18 protein-coding genes and 1 tRNA gene are annotated in these 19,285 nt (G+C 67.3%); 11 read left to right on the top strand and 8 right to left on the bottom strand.

Annotated features, from left to right (window positions below; genetic code table 11):
• The first annotated feature begins 37 nt into the window (after positions 1-37).
• A complete protein-coding gene (gene mptB, locus PV768_RS14470) occupies positions 38-1,594 on the top strand; it encodes a polyprenol phosphomannose-dependent alpha 1,6 mannosyltransferase MptB (protein WP_321213771.1) in 1,557 nt (518 codons plus the stop codon).
• Positions 1,595-1,771: 177 nt separating this feature from the next.
• Entirely contained in the window at positions 1,772-2,449 is a 678-nt protein-coding gene (locus tag PV768_RS14475) for a hypothetical protein (RefSeq protein WP_421093371.1), read from the top strand.
• 27 nt (positions 2,450-2,476) lie between these two features.
• Here PV768_RS14475 and PV768_RS14480 read toward each other — a convergent pair whose 3' ends face one another.
• The gene (locus PV768_RS14480; RefSeq protein ID WP_157241940.1) at positions 2,477-3,190 is read right to left on the bottom strand and encodes a DNA alkylation repair protein; all 714 of its coding nucleotides are present in this window, start codon (positions 3,188-3,190) and stop codon (positions 2,477-2,479) included.
• Between the two features lie 101 nt (positions 3,191-3,291).
• On the opposite strand from PV768_RS14480, the gene PV768_RS14485 reads away from it, so the two are divergent.
• Positions 3,292-4,194 (top strand): aldose 1-epimerase family protein, encoded by a 903-nt coding sequence (locus PV768_RS14485; RefSeq protein ID WP_421093372.1) that lies wholly within the window; start codon positions 3,292-3,294, stop codon positions 4,192-4,194.
• On the opposite strand, the gene PV768_RS14490 is transcribed toward PV768_RS14485, so the two are convergent.
• Both PV768_RS14490 and PV768_RS14495 read right to left on the bottom strand, forming a co-directional pair.
• Positions 4,191-4,949 carry an alpha/beta hydrolase gene (locus PV768_RS14490; protein WP_421093373.1) on the bottom strand — a complete coding sequence of 253 codons (759 nt, stop codon included), beginning with the start codon at positions 4,947-4,949 and terminating at the stop codon, positions 4,191-4,193. The genes PV768_RS14485 and PV768_RS14490 overlap by 4 nt on opposite strands.
• A gap of 2 nt (positions 4,950-4,951) precedes the next feature.
• Positions 4,952-6,043: a LacI family DNA-binding transcriptional regulator gene (locus PV768_RS14495; protein ID WP_421093374.1), complete on the bottom strand. Its 1,092-nt coding sequence runs from the start codon at positions 6,041-6,043 to the stop codon at positions 4,952-4,954.
• Positions 6,044-6,233: 190 nt separating this feature from the next.
• Here PV768_RS14495 and PV768_RS14500 point away from each other — a divergent pair, with 190 nt between their 5' ends.
• From PV768_RS14500 to PV768_RS14510, 3 genes are read left to right on the top strand one after another with little or no spacing between them, the layout of a single operon-like run.
• Positions 6,234-7,403 (top strand): Gfo/Idh/MocA family protein, encoded by a 1,170-nt coding sequence (locus PV768_RS14500; protein ID WP_421093375.1) that lies wholly within the window; start codon positions 6,234-6,236, stop codon positions 7,401-7,403.
• Positions 7,403-8,617: a dihydrodipicolinate synthase family protein gene (locus PV768_RS14505; RefSeq protein ID WP_421093376.1), complete on the top strand. Its 1,215-nt coding sequence runs from the start codon at positions 7,403-7,405 to the stop codon at positions 8,615-8,617. Before PV768_RS14500 ends, PV768_RS14505 begins: the two co-directional genes overlap by 1 nt.
• Positions 8,614-9,471 carry a sugar phosphate isomerase/epimerase family protein gene (locus PV768_RS14510; RefSeq protein ID WP_421093377.1) on the top strand — a complete coding sequence of 286 codons (858 nt, stop codon included), beginning with the start codon at positions 8,614-8,616 and terminating at the stop codon, positions 9,469-9,471. The genes PV768_RS14505 and PV768_RS14510 overlap by 4 nt, the downstream gene beginning before the upstream one ends.
• A gap of 159 nt (positions 9,472-9,630) precedes the next feature.
• On the opposite strand, the gene PV768_RS14515 is transcribed toward PV768_RS14510, so the two are convergent.
• Both PV768_RS14515 and xylA read right to left on the bottom strand, forming a co-directional pair.
• The gene (locus tag PV768_RS14515) at positions 9,631-11,049 is read right to left on the bottom strand and encodes an FGGY-family carbohydrate kinase (protein WP_421093378.1); all 1,419 of its coding nucleotides are present in this window, start codon (positions 11,047-11,049) and stop codon (positions 9,631-9,633) included.
• Positions 11,050-11,052: 3 nt separating this feature from the next.
• On the bottom strand, positions 11,053-12,240 hold the full coding sequence (gene xylA, locus PV768_RS14520) for a xylose isomerase (RefSeq protein WP_421093379.1): 1,188 nt from the start codon (positions 12,238-12,240) through the stop codon (positions 11,053-11,055).
• 138 nt (positions 12,241-12,378) lie between these two features.
• Here xylA and PV768_RS14525 point away from each other — a divergent pair, with 138 nt between their 5' ends.
• The gene (locus PV768_RS14525) at positions 12,379-13,608 is read left to right on the top strand and encodes an ROK family protein (RefSeq protein WP_421093380.1); all 1,230 of its coding nucleotides are present in this window, start codon (positions 12,379-12,381) and stop codon (positions 13,606-13,608) included.
• A gap of 63 nt (positions 13,609-13,671) precedes the next feature.
• On the opposite strand, the gene PV768_RS14530 is transcribed toward PV768_RS14525, so the two are convergent.
• Positions 13,672-13,744 (bottom strand) — tRNA-Arg (locus PV768_RS14530).
• Between the two features lie 214 nt (positions 13,745-13,958).
• Between PV768_RS14530 and PV768_RS14535 the strand changes: the two genes are divergently transcribed.
• The 3 genes from PV768_RS14535 to ettA all read left to right on the top strand — a co-directional run bounded on the left by PV768_RS14535 (position 13,959) and on the right by ettA (position 17,024).
• Entirely contained in the window at positions 13,959-14,519 is a 561-nt protein-coding gene (locus PV768_RS14535) for a single-stranded DNA-binding protein (protein ID WP_321213762.1), read from the top strand.
• 131 nt (positions 14,520-14,650) lie between these two features.
• Positions 14,651-15,289, top strand: a complete 639-nt coding sequence (locus tag PV768_RS14540) for a DUF6993 domain-containing protein (protein ID WP_421093381.1) — start codon at positions 14,651-14,653, stop codon at positions 15,287-15,289.
• Positions 15,290-15,341: 52 nt separating this feature from the next.
• On the top strand, positions 15,342-17,024 hold the full coding sequence (gene ettA / locus PV768_RS14545) for an energy-dependent translational throttle protein EttA (RefSeq protein WP_157241951.1): 1,683 nt from the start codon (positions 15,342-15,344) through the stop codon (positions 17,022-17,024).
• Positions 17,025-17,119: 95 nt separating this feature from the next.
• On the opposite strand, the gene PV768_RS14550 is transcribed toward ettA, so the two are convergent.
• On the bottom strand, positions 17,120-18,100 hold the full coding sequence (locus PV768_RS14550) for an acyl-CoA thioesterase (protein ID WP_421093382.1): 981 nt from the start codon (positions 18,098-18,100) through the stop codon (positions 17,120-17,122).
• A gap of 63 nt (positions 18,101-18,163) precedes the next feature.
• Between PV768_RS14550 and PV768_RS14555 the strand changes: the two genes are divergently transcribed.
• Positions 18,164-18,823, top strand: a complete 660-nt coding sequence (locus PV768_RS14555; protein WP_321213760.1) for a hypothetical protein — start codon at positions 18,164-18,166, stop codon at positions 18,821-18,823.
• A gap of 17 nt (positions 18,824-18,840) precedes the next feature.
• Here PV768_RS14555 and PV768_RS14560 read toward each other — a convergent pair whose 3' ends face one another.
• Entirely contained in the window at positions 18,841-19,284 is a 444-nt protein-coding gene (locus PV768_RS14560; protein WP_157241954.1) for a globin, read from the bottom strand.
• Position 19,285: the final 1 nt, after the last annotated feature.

The following is a 19,285-nucleotide window of genomic DNA, read 5'->3' on the forward strand; positions in this document are numbered from 1 at the left end:
GCAGAATCGCAGACGAGATAGATTGGACGATCCTGAAATGACGGCGCCTGTGCCTGCGGCGGGGGAGGTGGCGCCCGCCGCCACTGTCGCAGCGGGCGGCGCGGAAGTGGATAATCCCCGGTCCCCGCTCCTTGCCGGCTTCGTGGGCTCCATGTTCATGCTTATCGGATCCTTGGGCGTGGGCTGGCTGGCCCCGGTCTCCGAACTCCGCCGGATGCCGCTGTTCATTTGGATGCGTGCCGAAGCAGTTGGCGTTGCCCTCTCGATTGTCCTGCTGGCCATAGGAGGCATGCTCCTGGTCCGTGCCTGGCTCAGGCTGGGGCAGCGGGTCAGGGTGTGGGGCAGGCAGGCCCGTAAAGCTACGCTGATGGCCGTTGTGGCATGGGGCCTGCCCATGATGTTCAGCGTGCCGCTCTTCAGCCGCGACGTCTACGCCTACATTGGCCAGGGCCGGCTGATGGTTGAAGGGTTCAACCCCTACGAGAACGGCATCTCGGCTCTGTCCAACTACTTCCAGCTGGGCGCGGACAAAATGTGGACGGAAGCCCCCGTTCCCTATGGTCAGCTGTTCCTGTGGATTGAACAGTTCGTTGTGTGGTCCACGAACGTCCAGCCGGAGGCAAGCGTGATGCTGTTCCGGCTGGTTGCCTTGGCCGGAGTCATCCTCTGCGTGATCTATGTTCCGCGGCTCGCCGAGCTGCACGGCATCAATCCGCACCGGGCCCTCTGGCTCACCGCTGCGAACCCGCTGTTCCTGACGAACTTCATCGCCAGCGTCCACAATGACGCACTGATGATCGGTCTGGCGCTGGCTGGACTCTACTACTCCGCGACGCACCGGGTGGTCCGCGGCATTGTGCTGGTAACCCTTTCCGTTGCGGTGAAGCCCATCACCATCGTCTTCCTGCCGTTCATCGGGCTCCTGTGGGCGGGCAGGGACGCGGGCTGGCTCCGCAAATTCGTGTTCTGGGGCCTGACCGCTGCATTGAGCCTCGGCATCCTGGCCTTGATGAGCCTGGTCAATGGTTTCGGCTTCGGCTGGGTCAATGGGCTCTCTGCCCCCGGAAGCATCTCCATCTGGTACGCGCCCGTGGGGCTCATCGGAATGGTGGTTGCCTCCCTGGCCAATTCGTTTGGACTCGACGGCGCCACCTTGGCCGGCTTTGTCTATAACGTGGGCAAGCTTGTTGCCGTGGGCATTGTCGCCTGGCAGATCTTCCGCGGTGACTACGACCGGCTGATGCGCCGCCTCACCCTCGCTCTGGCCGCGATTGTCCTCCTGTCTCCAATCATCCAAGCCTGGTACGTCGTATGGCTGATACCGCTCTTTGCAGTCACCGGGATCAGGAATGACTGGCAGGTCAAGGCGCTCTACTTCGTTGTCTCCTTCTTCATGATCTATGCCATTTCAGACCAGCTGGAAGTCTTCCCGTACCTTCAGACCGAGGACCTCGGCTTCGCACTGGCCCTCGCCCGAGTGGCCGCCGCGGTGACCGGCCTGCTCTTTGGCCTGTACCTGGTTTTCTGGGACCCCCGCACCCGCCGGCTGTTCCGCAAAACGCACGAGGCCGTCGTCGAACGCCCCATCATCTAGGCAGCGCCGCGTGTCGGTCCCGCGTTCGAAGCGACGCTCGACGCTCCCTCGCCGGGCTTAGTGGCCTCCACCATCTCCGGCGCTGATGTCCGGCCCGCTTGACGGGCCTTTGGACCCTGCTGCCGGGGATGCGCTGCCCGTACGGTCGAAGCATCCCCCACTTCAAGGAGGCGCCGGATGCAGAATTCGGGCCACGCGCCGACCGGCAAGGCGCTGCGCACCGTGACGGGCGTCTTTGGGCTGCTGGCGGCCCTGGCCGGCGTGGAGCACGGGCTGGGCGAGATCCTCCAGGGCCCGGTGGCGCCCGACGGTCCGGTGTTCCGTTCCTGGCCCGGGAACGAAGCGTTCGAAATCCTGGACGGAGAGCCGGCCTTCACGGTGTTACCCGATCTGTTGGTTTCGGGCGTTGTGACCGTGGCGGTGGCGGTAGTGTTCGGGGCCTGGGCGGTGGCCGGCGTACACCGCCGGCGGGGGCCCCTGGTGCTGATCGGGCTCGCGCTGCTGCTGTTCGCCGTTGGTGGCGGTTTCGGTCCGCCGCTGCTGGGAATCATCCTGGGCATCGGCGCATCCAGGCCCGCAGTACCTTCGCGGCCGCCGGGACCGGCCGCACGGGTGATGGCGAAGGCATGGCCGTGGGCGATGGGTGCCGGTGTTGCAGGGTACCTGGGATTAGTGCCGGGCACGCTGGTGATGCACGCCCTGAGGGGAGCTCCACCCGAATCCGTGGTGTACGGGCTCATGGCGATGGCCTTCGGCGGTGTGCTCCTCGCGCTGGCCGGTGCCCGGGCCGGTAACAGGCTGGAGGCCTGGCATGCTGCACCATCCCCGCGCTCCCGGTCCGGAACGTCAACCTGACTCCAGGTTATCTGCCTGCCACCGCCGTTATGCGTCAGGTGCGGGGGCAGGGAGGCGCCGGAGCGCTTCCCTACGGGACAACGGACTGAGGGCTGCCTCATGTTCTGCCACGAAGGCCGCCACCCACTCCGGCGCCGTCTTTGAATACTCGCGCAGGGCCCATCCGATCGCTTTCCGGATGAAGAACTCCGGGTCTGCCATGTTTGTTGCCAGGACCTGGGCCAGGAGCACGGTGTCAGTGGCTGCCTTCGCCTTAAGCTGAGAGAGGATGGCAGCCCTCCTTATCCATGAGTCCGGGTCGGTGCTCCAGCCGAGCAGGACTTCTGACATCTCTTCACGGTTGGCTTGCAGCAGGCCGCACAGGCGCGCCGCTACCGGGTCCACGAAGTCCCACCACGCGCCGCTGCGAATCATTTCCTCGTAAACGGGCAGCATCAGCATGTCACCCGCCGCCAGCGGCTCAGCGGTCAGGTCGATGGCTGCATACCGTTCCTCGCGGGCGGCGGCGTTCCGCCAAAGCTCAAGGACAGTGGCGCGCAGCTGGCCGGCCGACGCGAAGGGAGTGCCGCCGGCAGCTTCGGCAGCGATCCGGCGGACTTCGGGGACGCGCACACCGAGGCAGGGCATGGCGGACTTCATGTATGCCTGCGCCCCGGCACCCCGAACCGGATCTGCCCGTTCACGCAGCGCACGACGGACGGCAGAAAGCACCTCGCTGTTCAGCGCATCCGCTTCGGCCATGGGGAAACTCTATCCAGCGGAGGATTTCCTTGTGCCGCGCCAGGACACATGCGCTAGGCTGGTTAGCGCTCACAAGTGTCTCGGCCCCAAAGGGGATTTTCATGCCATCCACGGAACACAGCATTGCCAGCGGCCCCTACACCGCCGTGGTCACAGCCCGCGGGGGCGCCCTCCGGGAACTGCAGCACAACGGCCGGGACCTGGTGGTTGGCTTTGGTCCGGATGGCCGGGTTCCTGACTATCGCGGGGTTATCTGCGTCCCATGGCCGAACCGCCTGGCGGACGGCAGATATGCCTACGCCGGAACCGATTACCAGGCTCCCGTCAACGAGCCCGAGCGGGGTTCGGCGCTCCACGGCCTTGCCACCGAGCAGATCTGGGCGGTGCGGGAGGCGGCTGAGGACCGCGTGGTCCTGGTGTGCACGATCGGCGCAGGCCCGCACTACCCATCGGATCTCAAGGTCTCCGTTTCCTACTCGCTGGGTCCCGGCGGATTGCGCAGCACGGTGAGTGCTGCGAACGCCGGGTCCGCCAGCGCCCCTTACGGCGTGTGTCCCCACCCCTACCTGGTGGCCGGCCCTGGAATGCTGGACGAATGGACGCTGGAAGTGCCGGCGCGCGAATTCCTCGACGTGACGCCTGACCGGCTGCTCCCCATCGGCAGGAAGACCGTGGAGGAAGGCGGCTTCGACTTCCGCAGTCCCCGTCGGCTGGGGCCGGTAAGGATTGACCATGCCTTCACTGGAATCACCCGCGACGCCGCCGGGCTGGCCCGGGTCCGCGTAAAGGATCCGGCGGGAACGGGCGTGGAACTGGAATGGGGCGCGGAGTGGCCCTGGGTCCAGATCCACACTGCAGACAAGCCGGTTGGCCCGGACAGGCTGGGGCTGGCGGTTGAACCCATGACCTGCCCGCCTGACGCCTTCAACTCGGGGGCGGACCTTCTTCACCTCAAACCGGGGGAGACGCACTCAGCGTCCTGGACCATCCGGGCCCTGGCCTAGTCCGGACTGCCGGCCCGCAAACACGGGGAGGTCCAGCCGGCTCGCGCGAGCCAGGCTGCGCACAGCCGCGTCCACTGGTCCGGCCCCGGCTCCTCCGCGGCGAGGCCCAATCCATGGCGGCCATGGGGAAAGACATGCAGTTCGGCAGGCACGCCGGCGCCCATAAGCGCCCCGGCGTAGCCCAGGCTGTGGCTGACGTGGACGGCGTCGTCATCCGCGGTGTGCCAGATGAATGCGGGAGGGGTGGCGGCAGTCACCTGCCGTTCCGCGGAAAGTTCCTCAAGGACGTCCGACGACGGCGCGCCGCCAAGGAGGTTGTCCACCGAACCCTGGTGCACTGACGTGGTGTAGGACACCACGGGGTAGCACAACACGGTGAGGTCCGGGACCGCGCCGGGAACGTCGAAGCGCTCGCAGCCCGTTGCCACGGCGGTAGAGAGCGTGGCGGCCAGGTGTCCACCGGCCGAAAATCCGAGGACGCCGACCCGCTGCGGATCGACGGCCAAACCATGGGACCCGCCACGGATATGCAGCATGGCTTCCTTGGCGTCCTCCAGCGGGGCCGGATGCCGGTCCGGGGCCACGCGGTATCTCAGCACGAAGGCGTGGATGCCGAGCGCGGCGAGCCATTCGGCCACCGGCTCCGCTTCGTGGTCCGCCTGGCGGCCGTAGCCGCCGCCGGGCAGGACCAGGACGGCGGGCCCCGGGCCTCCGGCGCCGGCACGTGCAGGGACAGCGGTCAGCCCGGACACCATGGTCAGGCCACTGTCTCCGTGCTGCGGCGCAGCGTGACTTCGCCCCTCACGGGCTGCAGGTCGTCGTCCTCCTGGCCATCGCTGCGGCCGGGGCCGCTGGCCGTCGCCCGGGTGGCAAGCCGGCCGATGTCTTCCAGCGGCAGGCGGACCGTGGAGAGGGCGGGGCGGAAATCCCGCAGCGTCTCGATATCGTCAAATCCGGCAATCCTGGCGTCCCGCGGAACCCGGAGCCCTTCAGCCCGCAGCGCTGCCGAGGCCCCGATGGCCATGACGTCGTTGACTGCGAAGATGCACATCTTCGCCGTGGCAGGGGCATCGCCGTCCGCTGTCCGCTGAGCCTTGATCCTGGCAGCCAGCTTGAGGCCCGCGTCGTAGCCTCCGGCACGGTTGAACGAGGTGCGCAGGATCTCCGCCGGGCCCCGGCCGGCCCTGGCCAGGCCTTCCTGGAAGCCCCGGATGCGGTCGTCCGACGTGAAGAGGCCCTCGGGGCCTCCTATGATGACGAAATCGCCAGTCCAGCCGGCAGCAAGTTCATCTGCGAGGGCGCCGGCGAGTTCCTGGTTCGGCACGGCAACAACGTGGTAGCCCTCAGGAGCGCTGGCACCCACTACCGGATGTCCCACCACCGCCACCCGGCCGCCGTTGCGGCAGTACCGGTCAAGCTCCGCTGCAAGGTCCGCGTTGTCGTCCCGGTCCTCCTCCCGCGACGAGCGGGATCCCGCAATCACGATCGAATCGGCACGCCGTGCAGCGAAGGCAGCCACGGCCTCGCGCTCCTCCGCCGGCGCCCCGCCGGTGGTCGCCAGCAGCACCATCTTGCGCTGTTCACGGGCGGCCTCCTGGACCCCCCGGGCGATGGCGGCGAAATAGGGGTCCGCAATGTCGTGCACGATCAGGCCGATCAGGCCCGAACTGGACTTCGCCAGGCCCTGGGCCTGGGCGTTGGGAATGTATCCCAGCGAGGCCGCAGCTTGCCGGACACGGTCCGCGATGTCCTGCCCCGGCTTGCGTGCGGAACCGTTGAGGACGCGGCTGGCAGTGGCGGGAGATACCCCGGCCAGCCGCGCCACCTCGGTAAGGGTACTTGCAGCCACAGCGTCTCCTGATCGGCTTTGTTGGGTCAATAGGCGTTACCACATTATGGCAGTTGCGGACCGCTACTGGAAAGCGCTTGCCAAGAAGTCTGCGGACGTGCATCATTGACGTAGCGGGAATGCGCTTTCCCGATTCGGCTTCAGTAGGGCTTCAACTTCAGTAGAACTGCTCGCTCACCGTGGAGGACAAATGGGCTTCGAGACAAAAACAATCCGCATTGCCATGAACGGCATCACCGGCCGGATGGGGTACCGCCAGCACCTGCTGCGCTCCATCCTTCCCATCCGGGACGCCGGTGGATTCACGCTGGAAGACGGCACCCGCGTCCAGGTTGAGCCCATCCTGGTGGGCCGCAACGAAGCCAAGATCCGGGAGCTCGCCGAAAAGCACAAGGTCTCCGAGTGGAGCACCGACCTGGACGCCGTCGTCAACGACCCCACCGTCGACGTCGTTTTTGATGCCTCCATGACCAGCCTCCGTGCAGCCACCCTCAAGAAGGCCATGCAGGCCGGCAAGCACATCTTCACAGAGAAGCCCACTGCCGAGACGCTTGACGAGGCCATCGAGCTCGCCCGGATCGGCAAGGAATCCGGCGTCACCGCGGGTGTGGTCCACGACAAGCTGTACCTCCCCGGCCTGGTCAAGCTCCGCCGCCTGGTGGACGAGGGCTTCTTCGGCCGAATCCTCTCCATCCGCGGCGAGTTCGGCTACTGGGTCTTCGAAGGTGACATCCAGGCCGCCCAGCGCCCGTCCTGGAATTACCGCAAGGAAGACGGCGGTGGAATGACTACGGACATGTTCTGCCACTGGAACTACGTCCTCGAAGGCATCATCGGCAAGGTCAAGAGCGTCAGCGCCAAGACCGCCACCCACATCCCCACCCGGTGGGACGAGGCAGGCAAGGAATACAAGGCCACCGCCGACGACGCCTCCTACGGCATTTTCGAGCTGGAAACCCCGGGCGGCGACGAGGTCATCGGCCAGATCAACTCGTCGTGGGCCGTCCGCGTCTATCGCGACGAACTGGTGGAGTTCCAGGTGGACGGCACGCACGGCTCCGCCGTCGCAGGCCTGAACAAATGCGTTGCGCAGCAGCGCGCCCACACGCCGAAGCCCGTCTGGAACCCGGACCTGCCCGTCACGGAATCCTTCCGTGACCAGTGGCAGGAAGTCCCGGCCAATGCTGACCTGGACAACGGCTTCAAGCTGCAGTGGGAAGAGTTCCTCCGCGACGTCGTCGCCGGCCGCGAACACCGCTTCGGCCTGCTCTCCGCCGCCCGCGGTGTCCAGCTCGCCGAGCTCGGCCTGAAGTCCAACGACGAACGCCGCACCCTCGACCTCCCGGAGATTACCCTCTAATGACCTCACTCATCCTGCCCTCCCACGACGGCGGCACCCGGGAATACCGCCTCCAGGGCGGCACGTCCTGGGCCCGGCCAGCGGCGCCGCTCATCGCCCGCCGCGCCTATGCCGCAGCGCATGTGATCCCCGAAGTCCTGGCCGACAACACGCCCGGCGCGCCCGCCCGGCTCGACTGGGACGCCACCATGGCCTACCGGCACGAGCTGTGGTCCTACGGCCTCGGTGTAGCCGACGCCATGGACACTGCCCAGCGCGGCATGGGCCTTGACTGGGCGGCAACCCAGCAGCTCATCAAGCGCACCGGCGTCGAGGCAGCCTCGGTGGTCTCCGCCGGCAACCCGGCAACGGCCGGCAAGTCGGTGCGGGACCTTGTTTCCTGCGGTGCCGGCACCGACCAGCTGGACAGCGCCACCCTGCCGGCCGGGGAGGCCGGCATCAAGGCCGTCCTTGAGGCCTACCGCGAGCAGATCGCCGTGGTCAGCGAGGCCGGGCCCAAGGTGATCCTCATGGCCTCCCGCGCCCTGGCCAAGGTTGCCCGCGGTCCCGAGGATTACCTGCGGGTGTACTCGACGCTGCTGGAGGAGGTGGACCAGCCGGTCATCCTGCACTGGCTCGGCACCATGTTCGATCCCGCCCTGGCCGGTTACTGGGGTTCGGACGATGTAGCAACGGCAACCGGAACCTTCCTCGGCCTTATCAGGGACAACGCGGCCAAGGTGGATGGCGTCAAGGTCTCGCTGCTCGACGCCGGCCATGAGGTTGCCCTTCGGGCGGCCCTGCCCGAAGGCGTCCGCCTCTACACCGGCGACGACTTCAACTACCCCGAACTGATCGACGGCGACGGCAGCCGCCACTCGGACGCCCTGCTGGGCATCTTCGCGGCCATCTACCCCGCCGCCTCGGTGGCGCTGCAGAACTACGACGCCGGCAACGCCGCGAAGGCGCGCGAAATCCTCGACTCCACGAGGGAACTGGGAAAGCACATCTTCAGCGCACCCACGTTCTACTACAAGACCGGGATCGCGTTCATGTCCTGGCTCAACGGCAGGCAGCCCGGCTTCCAGATGGTTGGAGGCCTGCACTCCGGCCGCTCGGTATGCCACCTGGCAAGGACCTTTGAGCTGGCGGACAAGGCAGGCCTGCTGCGGGATCCGGCACTGGCCGCTTTCCGGATGTCCGACTACCTGCGGATCAACGGGGTGGGCGTATGACCAGCACGTCAGGAACGGCAGACTTTGCCCGCCTTTCCATCAACAGCGCCACCACCAAGAAATGGACCCTGGCCCAGGTGGTTGAGGGCTGCGTCAACGCCGGCATCCCCGCCATCGGGCCCTGGCGGGACCGGGTGGCGGAAGCCGGCCTGGACAAGGCGGCCCGCCTGATCAAGGATGCCGGGCTCCGCGTCTCCTCGCTCTGCCGCGGGGGGTTCCTTACCGCCCCCGATGCCGCAGGGCAGGCTGCAGCCCTGGCTGACAACCGCGCCGCCATCCTCGAAGCCGTTGCGCTCGACACCAGGGAACTGTTCCTCGTGGTCGGCGGGCTGGCCCCGGGGGAGAAGGACGTGGTGGCTGCGCGCCGGCGCGTGGCGGACCGTCTCGCCGACCTGGTCCCCTTCGCCCGGGAGAACGGCGTCCGGCTGGTGCTGGAGCCGCTGCATCCGATGTACGCCGCTGACCGGGCGCTGATCTCCACCCTGGGGCAGGCCCTTGACCTCGCGGCGCCGTTCGACGCGTCGGCAGTGGGCGTCGCCGTCGACACTTTCCACGTGTGGTGGGACCCGGAACTGAAGCCGCAGATCGAGCGCGCCGGCCGGGAGGGGCGCCTTGCGTCCTACCAGGTGTGCGACTTCAACATGCCCATCGCCGCGGATCCGCTGCTGTCACGCGGCTACATGGGCGACGGCGTGGTGGACTTCGCCACCATCGGCGCCTGGGTGCGCGATGCCGGGTACACCGGTGACATCGAAGTGGAAATCTTCAATCAGGACATCTGGGACACGGACGGCGACACCGTCCTGGCCACGGTGAAGGAGCGCTACGCGGAGCTTGTCCTCCCGTACGCCTGACCTGATCCAGACCGCGGGCTCCTGCCACGTTTCCCAACACAACTGGCAGGAGCCTGCGCCCCACCAAAAAGACCCGGACCGCGCAGTGAACTCATCACAGTGCGGTCCGGGCCTTTCGCGTGGAAACGCCAGGCGGGCCCGGCGTCAGGTATCCCGGTGTCAGGTATATAGGGAGGCGCAGCGGCGGTACCGTGCCAGCACCCCGCCGCCGTCCTGCCCGGCAGGGAGGTCGACGGCGTCCAGCGCCCACTGCGGAAATTCCCCGGTGAGTGCCGCTGCGGCCTGGCGGGCGGCGCCGTCGGCCACATACTCACCCGGGCGCGGCACGGTGATGCTGATTCCCAGCAGTTGCGCTGCCGCCTCCTGTACTGCCGCGGACTGCGCTCCGCCGCCCACCAGGATGATGCGCCGCGCCTGCACGCCTTGTTGCTGCAGGGCGGCCAGGCCGTCCGCGAGCGAACAGACCACGCCTTCGACGGCGGCCCGCGCCAGGTTGGCCGGCGTGTAGTTCCCGCGGGTGATGCCGTGCAGGGAGCCGGTGGCGTCGGGCAGGTTCGGCGTGCGCTCGCCGTCGAAATAGGGAACGAGGGTGAGGCCCCCGGCCCCTGGTCCGGCGGACAGCGCCAGCTCATTGAACTCCGCAATGCTGATGTCCAGCAGGGCTGCAGTGGCGTCAAAAACGCGGGTGGCGTTCAGGGTGCACACCAGCGGCAGGTAGTTCCCGGAAGCATCGGCGAACCCGGCCACCAGCCCGGACGGGTCGGCGGCCGGTGTATCGGACACGGCGAAGACCGTCCCCGAGGTGCCCAGCGACATCACCACGTCACCCACGCCGGCGCCCACTCCCAGTGCCGCCGCCGCGTTGTCCCCGGCGCCGGCGGCCAGGAGGGCGCCCTCCGGTGTCTTGCCCACGACCCCCAGCGGGCCCACGACGCCGGGCAGCAGCGGAACGTGCCCCAGCGAGGACTCCAGGAGCCCCGGCAGGTACTCGCCGGTCGCCGTCGAGTAGTAACCCGTACCGGAGGCGTCGGAACGGTCAGTGGCGAGGGCCTCGAGGTTTCCCGGACCGCTGCCTGGCCCGTGGTCCGCCAGCCGCCAGGTCAGCCAGTCATGCGGCAGGCAGATTGCCGCAACTTTGGCGGCGTTCTCCGGCTCGTTGGCGGCCAGCCAGTGAAGTTTGGTCAGCGTCAGCGAGGCGACCGGGACGGTGCCGGTTGCGCCGGCCCAGTAGCGGGCGCCGGCGGCAGTGTCGCCGTCGCCCGCATTGCTGATCAGTTGCAGTGCCGCGCCGGCACTGCGGGTGTCATTCCACAGCAGCGCCGGCCGGACCACCTGGCCCTCGCTGTCCAGGCACACCATGCCGTGCTGCTGCCCGCCCACCGAGACAGCTGCCACATCGTCCAGGCCGCCGGCCTGGTGTAGTGCGTCCAGCAGGGCGGCCCACCAGTGATCCGGGTGGATCTCGGTCCCGTCCGGGTGGCCCGCCCTGCCCTGCCGGACCAATGCTCCCGTGTCCGCATCGCGGATCACCACTTTGCAGGACTGGGTGGAGCTGTCGATCCCTGCTACGAGTGCCATGATTTACCGGGCGCCCAGGAGGTGTTCGATGGCGAGCTGGTTGAGGCGGACGAAGGCGAAGGAGCGTTCGCCGGCCTTGTCGGCGTCGAAGTCCTCGAAGACGGTGGTGTCCGCGAGCAGGTCCGCGGCGGTTTCGCCGGCCGCGAGGGTGCTCTCGCCGAGTTCGAAGACCCCGGAGGTCGTGAGGGCTTCCTGGACTTCGGGGTCTGCGCGGAACGCAAGGGCGCGCTCCTTGAGGAGCAGGTACATGGCCATGTTGGACTTGGCCGATTCCCAGACGCCGTCGTAGCCGTCGGTGCGGGAGGGCTTGTAGTCGAAGTGGCGCGGGCCTTCGTAGCGGGGCCCGCCGCCCGGGAAGCCGTTTTCGAGCAGGTCTACGGTGAAGAACGCGCTGGTGAGGTCGCCGTGGCCGAAGACGAGGTCCTGGTCGTACTTGATGCCGCGCTGGCCGTTGAGGTCGATGTGGAAGAGCTTGCCGGCCCACAGGGCCTGCGCGATGCCGTGGGTGAAGTTGAGCCCTGCCATCTGCTCGTGCCCGGTTTCCGGGTTGAGGCCCACGATGTCGCCGTGCTCGAGCTGGGCGATGAACGCCAGGCCGTGGCCGACGGTGGGCAGGAACATGTCGCCGCGGGGTTCGTTGGGCTTGGGCTCCAGTGCGATGCGCAGGTTGTAGCCCTTGTCCTTGATGTAGGCGGCGGCGGTGTCCACGCCTTCCTTCATCCGGTCCAGGGCCGCGGAGAGGTCCTTCGAGCCGTCGTATTCGCTGCCTTCGCGCCCGCCCCACATCACGAACGTTTCGGCGCCGAACTCTGCGGCGGAGTCGATGTTGCGCAGCACCTTGGACAGGGCGAAGCGGCGGATGGAGCGGTCGTTGGAGGTGAAGCCGCCGTCCTTGAACACCGGGTGGCTGAACAGGTTGGTGGTCACCATCGGGACCTTCAGGCCGGTCTCGGCCAGGGCTGCCTTGAAGTTCTTGAGGATCAGGTCACGTTCCGAGGCGCTGGCGTCGAAGGGGACCAGGTCGTTGTCGTGGAAGGTGATGCCGTAGGCGCCCAGTTCGGCCAGCCGGTGGACCGCCTCCACGGGATCCAGGGCGGCGCGGGTGGCCACACCGAACGGATCGGCGCCCGTCCAGCCCACGGTCCAGAGGCCGAAGGTGAACTTGTCAGCGGGGGTGGGGGAGAGAGTCATGATGCGTCCTTGCACTCGATTTTCGCCGGTTGCGGCCTTATTAGTTTAGTGCTTGAACTATATAAGCGAGTCTACGCTAGGGTCAATAGCGAAGGGCCCGTGAGGGACGGCCCCGCTTCCAGCCCGAGGAGAACGGCCATGGCCAGTACCGCACCTGCCACTGCACTGTCCGACGCCGCCAGCCCGGGGAACATGGCGGACGTTCGGCGGAACAACCTCGCCCTGGTCCTTGCCAGGGTGGCGCAGGCACCGGCCGGCACCCATCCGACCCGCGCACAGGTGGCCGCGGCCACAGGGCTCACCAAAGCCTCTGTTTCGAGCATCGTCCTGGACCTTTTGGGCGCCGGCCTCCTGCGCGAGGTCGGCCTGAGCCGGCAGGGGGAGCGGGGCCGGCCGGGGGTCGGGCTGGAACTGAATCCGGCGCGGGGTGTCATGGGTATGGAAATCAACGTCGATTATATTGCGGCCGGAGTGACCGACCTTTCCGGAACCCTGGTGGTGCAGGAAATCCGGGAACGGGACAACCGCGACAGCGACAGCGCCCCCGTGCTGTCCGCACTCGCCGCGCTCGCCGCCGACGTCCGGAAGGCGGCCGCGTCTACGGGTGTTGAGGTCCTCGGCGGAGGGCTCGCCGTACCCGGCCTCGTTGACGCCGGCAGTTCAACCGTGACCGCCGCCCCGAACCTGGGCTGGCTGGGGACGAAGCTGGACATGGGGCGGCTGCTTCCCGACGTGCCGTTGGGGGTCTCCCTCTTCAACGAGGCCAATGCTGCCGCGCTCGCGGAACTGGCCTACGGCTCCCACGGAAGGCGGGACTTCCTGTTCGTCTCCGGCGAGGTGGGCGTCGGCGGCGGCCTGGTGATCAATTCGGAGCTTTTCACCGGCCCTGAAGGCAACGCCGGGGAGGTCGGCCACATCGTTGTGCAGCCGGAGGGGGGCCGCTGCTCCTGCGGCGGGACGGGGTGCCTGGAGACGATAGCCGGGCAGGATGCAATTTTTTCTGCTGCCGGTATCGCCGCGAAGGGGTGGTCAAGGTCTGAGAGCATGGCCCGCCTGCTGGGCGCCCTCGGCGCTGAGGACCCCGCTGCCCTGCTCGCCGTCCAACGGGCCGGGACGGCGCTGGGCGTGGCGGTGGCGTCGACGTCCCGCGTGGTGGACATCAGGGCTGTAGTGCTTGGCGGACACTTTGCCGTCCTGGACCAGTGGCTCCGCGGGCCGCTTTTGGACAGCCTTGCCAAGTACGCGCCGGGTGCGCTGTCCCCGGCGCACGTCACCATCTCCGCGGTAGGGGATGCGGGAGCCCTGCTGGGCGCTGCCGGCAGCGTGGTTCGCTCTCTGGTGGAAGCGCCGCACCGGCTGCAATCCTGAAACCCTGACGGCACGTGTGGCCCCAAACGCCCCGGTCCGTGAACCGGGGCGTTTGCCCATGGGTGCCCCAGGAGGGAATCGAACCCCCGACCGGCGGATTAGAAGGCCGCTGCTCTATCCCCTGAGCTACTGAGGCAATGGATTCCGGAGCTGAAGTCCGGCGCCTCAAAAAGTTTACATTGCCCGAAGTCCCGGCGTCGTCAGTGACCTGCGGCGGCTCACTAATCCTCCACAGGCAGCCGCAGGCGCAGGTTATGCACATAGGCGAACCCCTGCCTCCCCGGCGGCCAGCGCCGGCGCCATGCTGGTCTTGCCTGCTAGGGCACCACCATTGACGACAGGACGTGAAGATGAGCGACACAATAACCATTCGGGGCTTCGTTGCCACCGAGATCAAGAGCGCCACAACTCCAGGGGGAGTTGCCACAGCCTCCTTCCGTATCGGTTCCACTTCGCGCCGGTTCGACAAGGAATCCGGCACCTGGACGGATGGCCACACGAACTGGTTCCTGGTCCAGGGCTATCGCCACCTCGCGGGAAGCATGGGCTGCAGCATCAGGAAAGGCCAGCCGGTCATCGTGGTTGGCAAGCTGAAGATCCGCAGTTGGGAAAGGGACGGCAGGGTCTTCTACTCACACACCATTGACGCCGACGCCGTGGGTCACGACCTGACGTGGGGTACGGCCAACTTCATCCGGTCCTCCACAAAACCGCTCCTCTCGCTCGTGGAGCCGGCGCCGCCCCTCGACGCCGAGCACCGGGCCGGCGCTGAGGGAACGTTCGACGAACCGGAGGACGGCGACGACGATCCCGACGGCGGCGATCCTGCCGCAGCGTACATCGAGGACAGCAACGGCAGCCTCGTGTCACTGGACCTGGAGACGGGGGAACTCGCCGAATCCGGAGTCTAGGTTTTCCATATCAGCGTCCCCTATCAACGGTTCCCCCGGTTCCTTGGCGGGCAGTGCCGCGGCACCCCCCGGCCGTGCACTGTCCGCCCAGGTTGCGGAGCCGGGACCAGGCCGCATGGCAGAATGACACCATGCGGCATACCCCTGACCACCGGCAGAACTCAACAGCCGGTGCCTCATCGGCCAGCCCCTCAGCCACCGTTCCCGGAGCCACCGTTCCCGGAGCTGCCATTCCTGGAGCTGCCGTTCCTGGAGTTGCCCCGCCCAGCGCCGCGCGCCGGTTGCTGGCGGCCGTAACCGCCACAGTGCTGGCGGCAGGTTTATCGGGCTGCGTCAGCGGAACCTTGTCGGGTGCAACATCCACTGCTGCAGCCTCCGCCGGCCCCGCAGCAACGGAAACACGGGCTGCAGCAACACAGACAAATGCCGCCGGACCGCTGGCGGACACATCCGGGACCGCATCCGCCGCGGCAGCGGCGGCTGCCACTGAAACGGCCAAGAGGACCGTGACAGAGGCGCTGGCCAGGCTGGCCGCGGGATCGCCCAAACCCGCCACCGCACAAGTCACGGAAGCCCTCACAGGCGCGGGAATCGCCCCCGCGGCGTTGGAGGTTTCGCAGAGCCGCACCCCCACCGGCCTTGAAGCGGATGCCATCGAGGCGGCCGTGCTCCAGGGACAGGACTGCGTGATCGGCCAGGTCCGCGACGGCGCCGTGACAGTGACAGTGTTGCCCGTCCTGGCGAGCGGGAAGTGCTTTGTAGGCTCGTAAGCCTGTTGCGCGGAATGTGAGATATGCCTGCCCACCCACTAGATTTGGAACCATGGCGGAATTTATCTACACAATGACCAAGGCCCGCAAAGCCGTTGGCGAAAAACTCATTCTTGACGACGTAAGCATGTCCTTCTTCCCCGGCGCCAAGATCGGTGTTGTGGGCCCGAACGGTGCCGGTAAGTCCACCATCCTCAAAATCATGGCCGGACTGGACACTCCCTCCAACGGTGAGGCCCGGTTAAGCCCCGGCTACACCGTGGGCATCCTGCTCCAGGAGCCCCCGCTCAACGAGGAAAAGACCGTCCTGGGCAACGTCCAGGAGGGTGTGGGCGAGATCTACGGCAAGATCCAGCGCTTCAACGAAATCTCCGAGGAAATGGCCAGCCCCGACGCTGACTACGACACCCTCCTCGAGGAAATGGGCCACCTGCAGGAAGCCATCGATGCCGCGGACGCCTGGGACCTGGACTCGCAGCTGGAGCAGGCCATGGACGCCCTCCGCTGCCCGCCCGCGGACGCCGACGTCACCAACCTCTCCGGTGGTGAACGCCGCCGCGTAGCCCTGTGCAAACTCCTGCTGCAGAAGCCGGACCTGCTGCTCCTGGACGAGCCCACCAACCACCTGGACGCCGAAAGCGTGCTGTGGCTCGAACAGCACCTGTCCACCTACGCGGGTGCAGTCCTCGCCGTCACCCACGACCGGTACTTCCTGGACCACGTCGCGGAATGGATCGCCGAAGTGGACCGCGGCCACCTCTACCCCTACGAGGGCAACTACTCCACTTACCTGGAGAAGAAGCGTGCCCGACTGGAGATCCAGGGCAAGAAGGACGCCAAGCAGGCCAAGCGCCTCAGCGAGGAACTTGAGTGGGTCCGGTCCAACGCCAAGGGCCGCCAGACCAAGTCCAAGGCCCGTCTGGCCCGCTACGAGGAGATGGCCGCGGAGGCGGACCGCACGCGCAAGCTGGACTTCGAAGAGATCCAGATCCCGCCGGGACCCCGCTTGGGCGGCCTGGTGCTGGAAGCGAAGAACCTCCAGAAGGGCTTCGAGGACCGCACCCTCATCGACGGCCTGTCCTTCAGCCTGCCCCGCAACGGCATCGTGGGCGTCATCGGCCCCAACGGCGTCGGCAAGACCACGCTGTTCAAGACCATCGTGGGGCTGGAACCGCTCGACGGCGGTGACCTGAAGATCGGCGACTCCGTCAAGATCTCCTACGCGGACCAGAGCCGCGGCGGCATCGACCCCAACAAGACCTTGTGGGAAGTTGTCTCCGACGGCCTGGACTTCATCCAGGTGGGCCACGTCGAAATGCCGTCCCGCGCCTACGTTGCCGCCTTCGGCTTCAAGGGCCCGGACCAGCAGAAGAAGGCCGGTGTGCTCTCCGGCGGTGAGCGCAATCGCCTGAACCTGGCGCTGACCCTCAAACAGGGCGGCAACCTGCTGCTCCTCGATGAGCCCACCAACGACCTCGACGTCGAAACCCTCAGCAGCCTCGAAAACGCACTGCTCGAGTTCCCCGGCTGCGCCGTGGTGGTCTCCCACGACCGCTGGTTCCTGGACCGCGTGGCCACGCACATCCTGGCCTATGAAGGCGACGAGGAAAACCCCTCCAAGTGGTACTGGTTCGAGGGCAACTTCGAATCCTACGAGGAGAACAAGGTGGAGCGCCTCGGCCCGGACGCCGCCAAGCCGCACCGCGTCACGCACCGCCGCCTCACCCGCGACTGACACCAGGCGCAGAGCGCACAAAGACGAACAGGCCGGCACCCCCACTGGGTGCCGGCCTGTTCGTCTTCCCGCTGAAGGCGGAGTTCCGGGTGGTGCTAGTCCCGCCCGGCCTTGCGGATCTGGTGCTCCATCAGCTTCGACTGGAAAGCGCCCACCACTTTGTTCTTCAGGTCGGTAGGCACGCGGATCATTCCCTCCTGCGCGACGGAGGCAACGTGCTGCCCCGCCTGGTTGAAGATCTTGCCGGTCGCGAGTCCACGGGCCCCTTGGGCGCTGGGTGACTCCTGGACATACAGGAGCCATTCGTCCACGCGGGCAGGCCGGTGCCACCACATGGCATGGTCCAGGCTTGCCACGTTCATCCCTGGCGTGATCCAGCTCAGCCCGTGGCGCCGCAGGATGGACTCAAGGAGGGTGTAGTCGCTGGCGTATGCCAGGGCTGCCCGGTGCAGGTTGGGGTTGTCCGGCATCGGCCCGAAGGTCTTCATCCACACCGCATTCCGCGCTTCCCTCTTGCCCGTAGCCGACACGTACAAGGGGGGATCGACGTGCCGGATATCGAACGGCCGCTCGTAGGCCCAGTGCCGTGCCACCGGATGGTCGAACTTGCCGAGCAGGTCGGCGGTGCTTGGCAGTGACTCCGGGTCCGGGATGCCGCCGGGCATCGTGGACTCGTGCTCCACGCCTTCGTCCTCGCCCTGGAAGGACGCGATCATCGACAGGATGGGCACGCCCTCCTGGTACGCATGGACCCGCCGGGCGGAAAAGGACCGGCCGTCCCGCAGGCGCTGGACGCCGAAGGTGATGGGCTTGTTCGCGTCCCCCGGGCGCAGGAAGTAGCCATGCATGGAATGGACAAAACGTTCCGGGTCCACCGTCCTGATGGACGCGATGAGCGACTGTGCCAGCACCTGGCCGCCGAACACGCGGTGGTGGGGCTGCTGCTGGGACGGACCCAGGAAGATGTCCTCGTCCGTCCGGGCACCCTCCAGCTCACCAAGGTCAAGGAGGGAGATGAGCGATGAGGTGGGGTCCCCGCTGGGGAGCGCCAGGATTTCGGCGTCGGCTTCAGTCATGGTTTGACTCTAGACGGCCCCCCGGCACCGCTCAACAAAGGTCCAGCGGGTAGTGTTCTTGGTGTGTCTGATCTACTCACCTCGTCCTTCCGCTTCGCCGATCCCCAGGATCTCGCTGACCTGAAGACTTTCGCTACGCGGGCCAAATCAATTGACGACGGCGCCATCAGGCTTCAGGCTGCAGGTTCCGTCCTCGCCGCGTACGTCTGCGTGCTGCGGCCGAGGCTGCTGGGTGAATCGACTCCCACCATTCTGGGGCTGCGGACCATGGCCCTCGCGGAACCTTCGGCGACGGATGTGACAGTGTCCTTGTCCGCCGTCCTGGACCGCCTGGCGCGGGCGGGGGCGGACGACGTCGAGCTGCCGGTTCCGCCGTCCACCGTCACCGAGTCCTGGACCGGGGTGGGCGCCCCGCGGAGCGGGTGGGAGCTGATGGGTTCACGCAGCGATGCCGCGCTGCGGAAAGCCGCAGAAGCAGGAATCGCGGAAGTGGCGGGAATCGTCCCTGACAAGCCGGGGGCGCTGATCGTCAACAACGCCCGTGCCGCCGTCTGGGGCAGGGAACTGGACGACTCCGGCCTGCCGGCCGGAGCCGCTTTCGCCGCCCTGGCCCTGGGGTTCCTGGCCGACGGCGACCAGAAGCTCTACCGGGCAGGGCGCTGGTTCCGGCTTACAGGCACCCGCGGCCACGTGCTCGCGCGGACCGGAAGCGCGCTGCTCTAACGGCGGTTAGGGCAACATCAGCCGGGGCTGTTCACCATGGACAGCGCGGCACGCTCCATGTAGTCCCACAGCGTTCCCTCGTAGAGCGGCGGCAGTTCCAGGGCATCCACAGCGGCACGCATGTGGAAGAGCCAGCGGTCCTTGGCCTCGGGCGTCACCTTGAACGGCATGTGCCGCATGCGGAGCCGGGGATGGCCGCGCTCCTCGCCGTAGGTGGTGGGCCCGCCCCAGTACTGTTCCAGGAACATCAGGAACCTGCGCTTCGCCGGCGCCAGGTCCTCTTCCGGATACATGGGGCGGAGGAGCGGATCGGTTGCCACGCCGTCGTAGAAGACGTCGATCAGCTTCACGAAGGTTTCATGCCCGCCCACGGCATCGTAGAAGTTGTCGGTGTAGCCGGGCTTGCTGAACGGATCGTTCTGCATCAGCTGCGGCCGCTGGGGATCGCTCGGGATTGTCATT

Origin of the sequence: Pseudarthrobacter sp. CC4 (assembly GCF_048957775.1) — a bacterium.
Taxonomy (GTDB): domain Bacteria; phylum Actinomycetota; class Actinomycetes; order Actinomycetales; family Micrococcaceae; genus Arthrobacter.